Annotated in this window: 8 protein-coding genes, 1 tRNA gene and 1 other RNA gene; 8 read left to right on the plus strand and 2 right to left on the minus strand. The window is 72.0% G+C overall.

The window, feature by feature from the left end; genetic code table 11:
* Positions 1–274: 274 nt before the first annotated feature.
* Positions 275–359: transfer RNA gene (locus DEJ16_RS11015), tRNA-Ser, on the minus strand.
* 146 nt (positions 360–505) lie between these two features.
* On the opposite strand from DEJ16_RS11015, the gene pta reads away from it, so the two are divergent.
* The gene (gene pta, locus DEJ16_RS11020; protein ID WP_110824605.1) at positions 506–2,635 is read left to right on the plus strand and encodes a phosphate acetyltransferase; all 2,130 of its coding nucleotides are present in this window, start codon (positions 506–508) and stop codon (positions 2,633–2,635) included.
* Positions 2,632–3,828, plus strand: coding sequence for an acetate/propionate family kinase (locus DEJ16_RS11025; RefSeq protein WP_110824604.1), 1,197 nt, complete (start codon positions 2,632–2,634; stop codon positions 3,826–3,828). The genes pta and DEJ16_RS11025 overlap by 4 nt, the downstream gene beginning before the upstream one ends.
* A gap of 96 nt (positions 3,829–3,924) precedes the next feature.
* On the opposite strand, the gene DEJ16_RS11030 is transcribed toward DEJ16_RS11025, so the two are convergent.
* Positions 3,925–4,599, minus strand: a complete 675-nt coding sequence (locus DEJ16_RS11030; RefSeq protein ID WP_110824603.1) for an NAD(P)H-binding protein — start codon at positions 4,597–4,599, stop codon at positions 3,925–3,927.
* 37 nt (positions 4,600–4,636) lie between these two features.
* Here DEJ16_RS11030 and ffs point away from each other — a divergent pair.
* From ffs to DEJ16_RS11060, 6 genes are all read left to right on the plus strand, one after another.
* An RNA gene (gene ffs / locus DEJ16_RS11035) (signal recognition particle sRNA small type) lies at positions 4,637–4,733 on the plus strand.
* Between the two features lie 192 nt (positions 4,734–4,925).
* On the plus strand, positions 4,926–7,892 hold the full coding sequence (locus DEJ16_RS11040; protein ID WP_110824602.1) for a DNA polymerase III subunit gamma and tau: 2,967 nt from the start codon (positions 4,926–4,928) through the stop codon (positions 7,890–7,892).
* Positions 7,892–8,491, plus strand: a complete 600-nt coding sequence (recR, locus tag DEJ16_RS11045) for a recombination mediator RecR (RefSeq protein ID WP_110824601.1) — start codon at positions 7,892–7,894, stop codon at positions 8,489–8,491. The genes DEJ16_RS11040 and recR overlap by 1 nt, the downstream gene beginning before the upstream one ends.
* Before the next feature lie 117 nt (positions 8,492–8,608).
* The gene (locus tag DEJ16_RS11050; protein ID WP_110824600.1) at positions 8,609–9,874 is read left to right on the plus strand and encodes an aspartate kinase; all 1,266 of its coding nucleotides are present in this window, start codon (positions 8,609–8,611) and stop codon (positions 9,872–9,874) included.
* A 19-nt stretch (positions 9,875–9,893) separates the two neighbouring features.
* Positions 9,894–10,952: an aspartate-semialdehyde dehydrogenase gene (locus tag DEJ16_RS11055; RefSeq protein WP_110824599.1), complete on the plus strand. Its 1,059-nt coding sequence runs from the start codon at positions 9,894–9,896 to the stop codon at positions 10,950–10,952.
* A gap of 149 nt (positions 10,953–11,101) precedes the next feature.
* On the plus strand, positions 11,102–12,589 hold the full coding sequence (locus DEJ16_RS11060) for a malate:quinone oxidoreductase (protein ID WP_110824598.1): 1,488 nt from the start codon (positions 11,102–11,104) through the stop codon (positions 12,587–12,589).
* Positions 12,590–12,600: the final 11 nt, after the last annotated feature.

Genomic DNA, 12,600 nt, shown 5'->3' on the forward strand with positions numbered 1-12,600 from the left:
GCTCGTCCGGTCAGCATAGGGGAGTGGTCGCGGCGGGGACAGGCGGTCGGCCGCTTTCCGGAGGGTCGGTCCGCGACGGGGTGCGCGCGGGTCCGCCGCCTGGGGGACCAGTGGGACCAGCGGGACCACCCGGACCGACGCCGGCGGAACCGGCGGGACCAGCGTGACCGGCCTGGCGGGTGCGCCCGGGGCCTCCCGGCACGGCCACCGCCCGCGGTGGTGCACCCCGGAACGACGGAACCCCCGCACAGGGCGGGGGTTCCGGTTCGTCGTGCGGAGGATGGGGGATTCGAACCCCCGAGGGCTTGCACCCAACACGCTTTCCAAGCGTGCGCCATAGGCCACTAGGCGAATCCTCCGGGCGCCACCTCGCGGTGACGACACCCTATGGTACAGGTCCCGGAGGGTGCTGACGACCACCCCCCGTCGGGCCTCCGTCGGACCCGTCCTCGGCCGAGGTCGAGCGCCCCGGGTCCGTCCGGGGACGAGGGCTACCCTGGGTCACGTGTCGAGCCGCATCTACATCACGTCAGCAGAAGGACACACCGGCAAGAGCACCGTCGCACTGGGGGTGCTCGAGACCCTCGCCCGGACCGTGGGGCGTGTGGGGGTCTTCCGACCGGTCGCGCGGTCGGTCGACGAACCCGACTACGTGCTCGAGCTGCTGCTCCAGCACACCGGCGTCGACATCCCCTACGACGACGCCGTCGGTGTCACGTACGACGACGTGCACGCGGACCCGGACGCCGCGCTCGCCACCATCCTCACCCGCTTCGCCGGGGTCGAGCGCCGCTGTGACGCCGTCGTCGTCCTCGGCTCCGACTACACCGACGTCGGCAGCCCGACGGAGCTGTCGTTCAACGCCAAGGTCGCGGCGAACCTCGGCGCACCCGTGCTGCTCGTGCTCGGCGGGCGCGACTCGGCGGAGCGCGCGGCCCGATCGGCGGACGGCATGGCGCAGGTCGCCGACGTCACGACGAGCGAACTCCGCGCCGAGCACGCCCAGCTCCTCGGCGTCGTCGTGAACCGCGCCGACCCGGACGCCCTCGACGCGATCGTCGCGAGCGTCAGCACCGCCGTGCACGACCACCACCCGGACGCCCCGGTGTGGGCGATCCCGGAGGACGCGGTCCTGGTCGCCCCGACCGTGCGTGCGCTCCTCGCGGCCACCGACGCGACGCTCGTCCGCGGCGACGAGGCGCTGCTCGACCGCGAGGCCCTCGGCACCGTCGTCGCCGGCATGAGCATGGAGAACGTCCTGCCGCGGCTCATCGAGGGCGGCATCGTCGTCGTGCCGGGCGACCGGAACGACGTCCTCATCGCCACGCTGCTCGCGAACCAGTCGGAGACGTTCCCGAGCCTGGCCGGCGTCATCCTCAACGGCGGGTTCGAGACCGCCCCGCAGGTCTCCCGGCTGCTCGAGGGCCTGTCGAGCTCCCTGCCGATCGCGCAGAACGCCCTGGGCACGTACGACACGGCGCTGCGGATCACGCAGACCCGTGGTCGTCTCGCCGCCGACTCCCCGCGCAAGGCCGACCTGGCACTGGCGCTGTTCGAGCGGCACGTCGACGCCGAGGCCCTGCGCGCCCGTCTGCAGCTCACGCCGTCGGGTGTCGTCACACCGCTCATGTTCGAGCACGGGCTCATCGACCGGGCCCGCGAGCACCGGAAGCACATCGTCCTGCCGGAGGGCGACGACGACCGCATCCTCCGCGCGGCCTCCACGCTCCTGCAGCGCCAGGTGTGCGCGCTCACGATCCTCGGCGACCCGGGCGCGATCCGGGCCCGGGCGACCGAGCTCGGACTCGACCTCGAGGGCGCACAGCTGCTGTCCCCGTTCGACCCCGAGCTCCGCGAGCGGTTCGCGCAGGAGTACACGGCACTGCGGGCGCACAAGGGCATGAGCGTCGAGCTCGCCCGCGACACGGTGACCGACGTGTCGTACTTCGGGACGATGATGGTGCAGCTCGGGCTCGCCGACGGCATGGTCTCCGGCGCGAAGCACACCACGGCCCACACCATCCGGCCGTCGTTCGAGATCATCAAGACCCGTCCGGACACCTCCATCGTGTCGAGCGTGTTCCTCATGGCCCTCGCCGACCGGGTCCTCGTCTACGGCGACTGCGCGGTGATCCCCGATCCGACGAGCGAGCAGCTCGCGGACATCGCGATCTCGTCCGCCGAGACCGCGACGCAGTTCGGCATCGAGCCGCGCGTCGCGATGCTCAGCTACTCCACCGGCGACAGCGGGTCCGGCGCCGACGTGGACAAGGTGCGCGCGGGCACCGCGTTCGTGCGGGAGCGTCGGCCGGACCTGCTCGTCGAGGGGCCGATCCAGTACGACGCCGCAGCCGACCCGACGGTCGCGAGCGCGAAGATGCCGGGTTCCCCGGTGGCCGGTCAGGCGACGGTGTTCATCTTCCCCGACCTCAACACGGGCAACAACACGTACAAGGCCGTGCAGCGGTCCGCCGGCGCCGTCGCGGTCGGTCCCGTCCTGCAGGGGCTCCGCAAGCCGATCAACGACCTCTCGCGCGGGGCCCTCGTCAGCGACATCGTGAACACGGTCGCGATCACCGCCATCCAGGCCGGCACCGCGGCCCCCGCACCCCGCACAGAAGGTGACCCCTCGTGAGCGCAGCACTCGTCGTCAACTCCGGCTCGAGTTCGTTCAAGTACCAGCTGGTCGAACTCGAGGACGAGCGCACCCTCGCCTCCGGCCTGGTCGAACGGATCGGCGAGTCGACCGGCTCGTGGAAGCACACGAACGCGCTGACGGGGGAGACCTCGTCGAACGACAGCGCCGAGGTGCCCGACCACGCCGCCGGCTTCCAGGCGATGATCGACGCCTTCCGGAAGGTCGGCCCGTCCTTCGACGAGCACCCGCCGGCCGTCGTCGGGCACCGCGTCGTGCACGGCGGCACCCGCTTCGACGCCGCCACGGTCGTCACCGACGAGGTCGAGCAGCAGATCGACGACCTGTCGAGCCTCGCACCGCTCCACAACCCGGCCAACCTCGAGGGGATCCGGGCCGCGAAGCAGGTGTTCTCGGACGTCCCGCACGTGGCGGTCTTCGACACCGCGTTCCACCAGACCATGCCGCCGCACGCCTACACCTACGCGATCCCCGCCGACCTGGCCGAGCAGTACCAGATCCGCCGCTACGGCATGCACGGCACGAGCCACAAGTACGTGTCCGAGCAGGTCGCGGTGTTCCTGGACCGGCCGTTGTCCGAGTTGAAGACGATCGTGCTGCACCTCGGCAACGGGGCGTCCGCCGCGGCGATCGACGGCGGGAGGTCGATCGAGACGTCGATGGGTCTCACCCCGCTCGAGGGTCTCGTCATGGGCACCCGCTCGGGCGACCTCGACCCCGCCGTGCTCGTGCACCTGCACCGCGAAGCCGGCATGTCGTTCGAGGACCTCGACACGATGCTCAACAAGCGGTCCGGTCTGCTCGGCCTGACCGGCAGCGGTGACATGCGCGACGTGCAGGACGCCGCGACGAAGGGCGACGAGACGGCCGAGGCGGCGCTCGCCGTGTACCGGCACCGGATCCGTCGCTACGTCGGCGCGTACACCGCGCAGCTCGGCGGGCTGGACGCGGTCGTCTTCACCGCGGGTGTGGGGGAGAACAACGCGCTGCTCCGGCGTCGTGTGCTGGCCGGTCTCGAACACCTCGGCATCGAGGTCGACCCGGACCGCAACGAACTCCACTCGAAGGAGGCACGTCGGATCTCCACGGACGCGTCCCGCGTCGCCGTCCTCGTCATCCCCACGAACGAGGAACTCGAGATCGCCCGGCAGTCGGCGGCCGTCGCGCTCTGAGGCGCGGCCGGCCTCAGCAGCGTCCGCAGCGGACGGCCAGGAGGCCCGTCCACCGGTCCGGTGGTGGGCCTCCTGGCCGTCGTCGGGTCGGCTCGGTCAGCCGAGCGCGTGCAGGGCCGCCGGGATGGGCGTGTCCCCGCTCGTGACCTCGAACTGCTGGCCCACCGCGCTGTCATCGAGGAGCGCGTGCAGGACCACCGCCGCCACGTCGGCGCGGGGGATCGAGCCACGCGGCACCGTCCTGCCGACCGAGACAGTGCCCTGCGGCGGGGTGTCGAGCAGGGCGCCGGGACGGACGATCGTCCACCGGAACCGGCGCATCCGGACGTTGGCGTCCGCCTCCGCCTTCGCGCGGAGGTAGACCTGGAAGACGCCGTCCTCGTCCTCGGCGGGCAACCTCGCGGCCTCGGGGTCGTACGAGTCGGCGCCCATCGCCGAGATCATCACGTAGCGGTCGATGTCGAGGCGCACCGCGGCCTCCGCGAGCAGCACGGCCGCGTCCCGGTCGACCGAGAGCTTCCGCTCGGCGCCGCTGTTCGGCCCGGCACCGGCGGCGAAGACCACCGCGTCGAAGCCGCGGAGGCGGAGGGCGAGGTCCTCCTCCGACAGCTGCTCGAGGTCGGCGACGAGCGCCTTCGCGCCCGTCTGTTCGACGTCGGCGACGTGTGCTGGGTTGCGGACGATGCCGACGGCGTCGTGGCCGGCTTCGGTGATGAGGCGTTCGAGGATCAGGGCGATCTGCCCGTGGCCTCCGGCGATGGCGATCTTCATGCGTTCGATGCTGCTCCTCGCGTCCGGTAGAGTGTTCAGCGGCTCCTCACGTGACGCCATCCAGGCCAACTCCCCCAGGGCGGAAACGCAGCAAGGGTAACCGGGCTCTGGCGGGTGCGTGAGGAGTCTTCTTCATTTCCTGGGGCGGCGTTGCGGGGGAACCGGGGCTGTGCCGGTTCCGTGCGTGAGGGGTCTTCTTCATTTCCTGGGGCGGCGTTGCGGGGGAACCGGGGCTGTGCCGGTTCCGTGCGTGAGGAGTCTTCTTCGTCTTCCGGGGCTGTGGAGAGCGGTGCCGAGGTGTCGGCGGTGCCGACTACCCTGGTCGCGTGGTCACCGCCCTGTATCGCCGTTACCGGCCCGAGAACTTCGCCGAACTCATCGGGCAGTCGCAGGTGACGGACCCCCTCCGCACGGCGCTCCGGACGAACCGCGTCAACCACGCGTACCTGTTCAGCGGGCCGCGCGGCTGCGGCAAGACCACCTCGGCGCGCATCCTCGCGCGCTGCCTGAACTGCGCCGAGGGCCCGACCGACACACCCTGCGGCGTCTGCCCCAGCTGCGTCGAACTCGCCCGCGGCGGCGGGGGATCGCTCGACGTCATCGAGATCGACGCCGCGAGCCACAACGGCGTCGACGACGCCCGCGACCTCCGCGACCGTGCGGTCTTCGCGCCCGCTCGCGACCGCTACAAGATCTTCATCCTCGACGAAGCGCACATGGTGACGCCGCAGGGCTTCAACGCCCTGCTCAAGCTCGTCGAGGAGCCGCCGGAGCACGTGAAGTTCATCTTCGCGACGACCGAACCCGAGAAGGTCATCGGCACCATCCGCTCGCGCACCCACCACTACCCGTTCCGGTTGGTCCCGCCCGCGACGATGCTCGAGTACATCGAGCAGCTGTGCGCGCAGGAGTCGGTGTCGGTCGCGCCGGGCGTGCTGCCGCTCGTCGTGCGCGCCGGCGGCGGGTCCGTGCGCGACACCCTGTCCCTGCTCGACCAGCTGATGGCCGGCAGCGAGGACGGTGCGATCGCCTACGAACGGGCCGTCGCGCTCCTCGGGTACACCGACGCCGCACTGCTCGACGACGTCGTCGACGCGCTCGCCGTGGCCGACCCGGCATCGGCGTTCTCGGCGATCGACCGCGTCGTGCAGACCGGACAGGACCCGCGGCGCTTCGTCGAGGACCTGCTCGAACGCCTCCGCGACCTGATCGTCGTCGCGGCCACGAACGAGAGCGCGGGCGCCGTGCTGCGCGGCGTCTCGCCCGAGGAGCTCGACACCATGTCCCGGCAGGCCGGGGTGTTCGGCGCGACGGCGCTGTCCCGCGGAGCCGACATCGCCAACCGTGCGCTCACCGAGATGACCGGGGCGACCTCGCCGCGACTGCACCTCGAACTCATGGTCGCGCGCATGCTCGTGCCGGAGTCCGACGACACCCAGCGCGGTGCGCTCGCACGTGTCGAACGGCTCGAGCGTCGCGTCGGCGTCGGCGACGCCGGGGGCCACCAGGCCGGACCGGCGGAGCTGCCGACGGCCGCTCCTGCCGCCGTCGCACCTGCTGCTGTTCCCGCCCGGCCGGCGACGGCCGCGCCGACCACGCCGACACCGGCGACGACGGCCGCGCAGGTACCGGCGGCACCCGCGACGTCGGCACCCGTGTCGGCGGCCCCCGGTTCGACGACCAGCACGACCGCTCCGGTCGCCGGGTCCGCCCCTGCCGCAGGGACGTCCGAGCAGGCCGGGTCGCCGCCAGCCCCGACCGTCGACGCCGCCCGGAGCGCGGCGGCCTCGTGGGCTGCCGCCGTCCCCGAGAGCACTCCTGCGCCGGCGGCGTCCCCGTCCCCGCAGACCAGCGATGGCCAGGCGTCGCCGTCGTCCACCGGTGTCGGCACCGTGATCGGTGACGAGCCGGCCGTGCGGTCGGTCACCCCGGTCGGCCTCCAGCAGATGCGCGACACCTGGCCGCAGATCGTCGAGCACGTCCAACGGGCCAAGCGCTCCGCGTGGGCGGTCGTCGCGACGGCGCAGGTCACCGCGCTCAAGGACGACGTCCTCACGCTGACCTTCCCGAGCCAGCAGGACGTGGCGTCGTTCAAGGAGATGAGCGACCCGAACACGAGCGTCAGCGAGCACCTGCGTGCCGCGATCAACGACGTGCTCGGCTTCCGGGTGAAGTTCGTCGCCCGCGGGCCCGGAGGCGGTGCTGCCGGGGCCGGTGCGACGCGACCGCCGAGCCCGCCGACGCAGGCCGGGCCGACGCAGGCTGCTCCGGCGCAGGCGGCTCGGACGCAGGCTGCTCCCCAGGCCGGTGCGGGGCGAGCCGAGGCGCGCCAGGCAGCTCCGGCGCAGTCCGCCCGGACGCAGGACGCTCCGGCGCAGGCGGCGCCCGACCGACAGGGCGGCCCGAGCGGCGCAGCGGTGTCGCGCGCCCAGCAGGAGACGCCGAGCGCCGGTGCCTCGGCGCCGTCCGCCGGATCGCGACCCGCTGCCCGCCAGGGCACGACGGCGGACCGTCCGTCGGGCTCCGGCTCGACACCGGCCGTCGACCGCTCGGAGGGCCGGCCGACGGAGCGCACCGCCCCGCAGCGGGACACCACTGCCCGGCAGGACGCCGAGCCGCGGGACGCCGCTCAGCAGGACGCCGGCCCGGTAACGGAGTGGGCCGTCGCGACCATCCCCGCCTCGGACCCGACGGCCGGTGCCGTCCCCGAGGACATCGAGCCGTCGTGGGCCGCCCCCTTCGGTACCGTGCCCGCCGACGCAGCCGTCGCGCCGGCCGAGCGGACGGCGCCGCAGCCGGCGCCGGCCGCTGCTCTCGCCGCCTCGGGTCCGGTCGGTGCACCTGCCCGAACCGGGAGCGACGACCAGGCGATCCGTGCCGACGCGGTCACGCAGGGCGGGCCTCCCGGCCGAGACGCACCCCGGACCGCAGCCGGCGTCCCCTCGGATGCCGTACCGGTCGACGACTACCCGCTCGACGACGAGCCGTTCGACGACGGTGCGCCGCACCCGGACCCCGGTCCGGGTGGTGGTCGTCCGGCGCAGACGGCTCCGCAACGGCAGATGGCTCCGCAGCAGCAGACCGCTCCGCGTCAGCAGTCGGCGCCGCCGCGGACCGCGCAACCGTCCGGTGGCCAGCAGCAGCCCACCGCGCAGCAGGGGCAGCAGGCCGCCGGCAACCAGTCCGGTGTCCGCCGGACCGCCGTGCCCGGGCGCTACGGCGAGGCCGTCGTGCGTGAGATCCTCGGCGCGCAGTTCATCGAGGAGACGTCGCTGACCGAGGGGGGTGTCTGATGTACGACGGCATCGTGCAGGACCTCATCGACGAGTTCGGGCGTCTGCCCGGCATCGGGCCGAAGTCGGCACAGCGCATCGCGTTCCACATCCTGCAGACCGAGTCCTTCGACCCGACACGGCTGTCCAAGCTCCTCGGCACGGTGAAGGAGAAGGTCCGGTTCTGCGAGGTGTGCGGCAACGTCACCGAGAACGTCCGGTGCAGCATCTGCCGCGACCCACGTCGGTCGCCGAGCACGATCTGCGTGGTCGAGGAGGCCAAGGACGTCGCGGCGATCGAGCGCACGCGGGAGTTCCGCGGGCTCTACCACGTGCTCGGCGGTGCGATCAGCCCGATCGACGGCGTCGGCCCGGACGACCTGCGCATCCAGCAGCTCATGGTGCGGCTCGCGGACGGGACCGTGGACGAGGTCATCATCGCCACCGACCCGAACCTCGAGGGCGAGGCGACAGCGACGTACCTCAGCCGCCTCCTCGTGCCGATGGGCATCCGGACGACCCGCCTGGCGTCCGGCCTGCCGGTCGGTGGTGACCTGGAGTACGCCGACGAGGTGACGCTCGGCCGCGCGTTCGAGGGTCGACGGGTCGTCGGCGGCTGATCCGACCGCGCGGGATCGTTGCGTCGCGACCCGCTCCGACGCAACATCCGAGGAACACCGGCTACGATCGTCGAGCCGCGTGACGTCGCGGTGAACCGTCCCCAGGAGTGCGTGCCCGTGGCCTTGATCGTGCAGAAGTTCGGTGGTTCGTCCGTCGCGGATGCCGAGAGCATCAAGCGCGTCGCGAAGCGCATCGTCGAGACGAAGAAGGCCGGCAACGACGTCGTCGTGGCGGTGTCCGCGATGGGGGACACCACCGACGAACTCGTCGACCTGGCGCACGAGGTCACCCCGATCCCGGCCGGGCGGGAGCTCGACATGCTCCTGACCGCGGGCGAGCGCATCTCGATGGCGCTCCTGGCGATGGCGATCAAGAGCCTCGGCGTCGAGGCCTCGTCGTACACGGGCAGCCAGGCGGGCATGCTCACCGACGCGCAGCACGGCAAGGCCCGCATCGTGGACGTCACGCCGAAGCGGGTGCGTGAGGCGCTCGACGCCGGCCACGTCGCGATCGTCGCGGGCTTCCAGGGCTTCAACCGGACCACCGGTGAGATCACGACGCTCGGACGCGGTGGTTCGGACACGACCGCCGTCGCCCTCGCCGCCGCGCTCGACGCCGACGTCTGCGAGATCTACACCGACGTCGACGGCATCTTCACCGCCGATCCGCGGATCGTCCCGAAGGCCCGGAAGATCGACCGCGTCACGACCGAGGAGATGCTCGAGCTCGCGGCGTCCGGCGCGAAGGTCCTCTACATCCGCGCCGTCGAGTACGCCCGACGGCACGGCGTCACCCTGCACGTCCGTTCCTCGTTCAGCAACGTCGAGGGCACCATCGTCTACAACCCTGCCGAGGGGGAAACCGTGGAAGAACCGATCATCACCGGCATCGCCGGAGACCTCTCCGAGGGCAAGATCACCGTCGTCGGGGTGCCCGACCAGCCCGGGAAGGCAGCCGAGATCTTCACGATCGTGGCGCGCGCCGGGGCGAACATCGACATGATCGTGCAGAACGTGTCGGCGGCCTCGACGGGGCGGACCGACATCTCGTTCACGCTGCCGAAGGACCAGGGGCAGAGCGTCCTCACCGCGCTCGAGGTGTCCAAGTCCGACATCGGGTACGAGGGCATCCAGTACGACGACCAGATCGGCAAGCTCGCACTGGTCGGTGCCGGCATGCGGACCAACGCGGGTGTCTCGGCGCAGCTCTTCCGGGCCCTGCACGACGCGTCCATCAACATCGAGATGATCTCGACCTCCGAGATCCGCATCTCGGTCGTGACCCGTGCCGACACCCTCAACGAGGCGATGCGCGTCGTGCACGAGGCGTTCGGGCTGGACGCCGACAACGAGGCCGTCGTCTACGCCGGCACCGGCCGCTGAACCGAGCAGGAGCACGACCATGACCGACACCCAGCTCACCGTCGCCGTCGTCGGCGCCACCGGACAGGTCGGCGCCGTGATGCGTCGGCTGCTCGAGGAGCGCGACTTCCCGGCCACCACGGTCCGGTTCTTCGCCAGCGCCCGTTCGGCCGGCACGACGCTGCCCTTCCGCGGCGAAGAGATCGTCGTCGAGGACTCCGAGACGGCCGACCCGTCCGGCATCGACATCGCCCTGTTCTCCGCGGGCGCGACCGCATCGCGCTCCCTCGCCCCGCGCTTCGCCGCCGCCGGCGCCCTGGTCATCGACAACTCCAGCGCGTGGCGGATGGACCCGCAGGTCCCGCTCGTGGTCAGCGAGGTGAACCCGGAGGCGATCGACGACGCCGAGAAGGGCATCATCGCCAACCCGAACTGCACGACGATGGCGATCATGCCGGTCCTCAAGGTGCTCGACACCGAGGCCGGCCTCCGTCGCCTCGTCGCCACGACGTACCAGGCCGTGTCCGGCAGTGGCCTGGCCGGGGTCGAGGAACTGCTCGGCCAGGCCCGCGCGGCGCTCGAGCAGGACACCGCGGCGCTGACCCACGACGGGTCCGCCGTCACCTTCCCGGAACCGGCGAAGTACGTCCGGCCGATCGCCTTCGACGTGGTCCCGCTCGCGGGCAGCATCGTCGAGGACGGCGAGGGCGAGACCGACGAGGAGAAGAAGCTCCGCAACGAGAGCCGGAAGATCCTCGACCTGCCGGACCTGCTGGTCGCCGGCACCTGCGTCCGTGTCCCCGTGTTCACCGGCCACTCGATCTCGGTGAACGCCGAGTTCGACCGTCCGCTGTCGCCGGAGCGCGCGACCGAGGTGCTCGCCGCCGCCCCCGGCGTCGAGCTCTCCGACGTCCCGACGCCGCTGCAGGCGGCCGGGCAGGACCCGTCCTTCGTCGGACGCATCCGTGCCGACCAGTCCGCGCCCGAGGGACGCGGCCTGGCGCTCTTCGTCAGCAACGACAACCTCCGGAAGGGCGCCGCGCTCAACGCGGTCCAGATCGCCGAGACGGTGGTCGCCAAGCGGACGGTCACCGTCTGACCCGACGGCCGCACGACGGACGGGAGGTGGGCCCCGCCGGCCGGTACCGGCGGGACGCGCCAACGGCGCGACGGCCGTGCCTGGAGGGACGGTGCCGGCTGGTACCGCGCCTCCCGTCGTCGGACAGGCAGCGGCGGTAGGCTCGACGGGTGGCAGTGAAGCAGGTGGACCCCATCGATGTCGTCCTCGTCGGCGGAGGGATCATGAGCGCCACGCTCGCCGCGATCATCCACCGGCTCGAGCCGGACTGGACGATCCGCGTGTACGAGCGGCTGGGCAGCGCGGCGCAGGAGTCCTCCAACCCGTGGAACAACGCCGGGACGGGCCACTCGGCGCTCTGCGAGCTCAACTACACGCCCGAGCTCCCCGACGGCCGCGTGGACATCGCGAAGGCCGTGACGGTCAACGAGCAGTTCCAGGTGTCCCGGCAGTTCTGGTCGCACCTGGTCGAGGACGGGACGTTGCCCGACCCGACGAGCTTCATCAACCCGACGCCGCACATCTCCTTCGTGTGGGGCGCGGACAACGTCGCGTACATGCGCGCGCGCTACGACGCCATGAAGGACCACCCGCTCTTCGCCGGGCTCGAGTACAGCGAGGACGCCGAGCAGATCCGGAAGTGGGCACCGGCCCTCATCCCGGGGCGCAAGAAGGACCAGCCGATCGCGGCGACGTACTCGGCGGCGGGCTCCGACGTCGACTTCGGGTCCCTCACCCGGCAGCTCTTCGACCAGCTCGAGATCGACGGCCTGCAGTTCGAACCGTCGCACCGCGTGACGAAGATCGCCCGCTCGAAGGTCTCCGACGGCTGGGTGCTCGACGTCCGCAACGAGGTCGGTCGCTCGAAGCAGCGCATCGCGGCGAAGTTCGTGTTCGTCGGTGCCGGCGGCGGGGCGCTGCAGCTGCTGCAGAAGTCCGGCATCCCGGAGATCCGCGGCTACGGCGGCTTCCCGGTGTCCGGCGAGTTCCTGCGCACCGACGACCCGGAGGTGGTGCAGAAGCACGCGGCGAAGGTCTACGGCAAGGCGAGCGTGGGGGCTCCGCCGATGTCGGTGCCGCACCTGGACACCCGCATCGTCGACGGGCAGGCGTCGCTCATGTTCGGACCGTACGCGGGGTTCAGCCCGAAGTTCCTCAAGCAGGGGTCGGTGCTCGACCTGTTCACGTCGATCCGCCCGCACAACCTCCGTCCGATGCTCGCGGTCGCGTTCTCCAACTTCGACCTGGTGAAGTACCTGGTCGGGCAGCTCCTGGCCTCGAAGCGCACGAAGTTCGACGCGCTCCGCGAGTTCATGCCGAGCGCGCGGCCGGAGCACTGGCACCGCATCACCGCGGGGCAGCGGGTGCAGGTCATCAAGCCGGACCCCGAGAAGGGCGGTGTCCTGCAGTTCGGCACGCAGGTCATCACGTCCGGGGACGGGTCGATCGCCGGCCTGCTCGGTGCCTCCCCGGGAGCGTCCACCGCGGTCCCGATCATGCTCGGGCTGCTGCAGCGGTGCTTCCCGGACCGGTGGGACGGCTGGCAGGCGTCGGTGCGTGAGATGGTGCCGACGTACGGTCAGGACCTCGGCGACGACGCGGCCCTGGCGAGCGCCACGCTGGACCGTACGGCGGCGGTGCTGGGCCTGCACCGCTGACGTCCCCCTCC

The organism is Curtobacterium sp. MCJR17_055 (genome assembly GCF_003224335.1).
In the GTDB taxonomy this organism is placed as follows: domain Bacteria; phylum Actinomycetota; class Actinomycetes; order Actinomycetales; family Microbacteriaceae; genus Curtobacterium.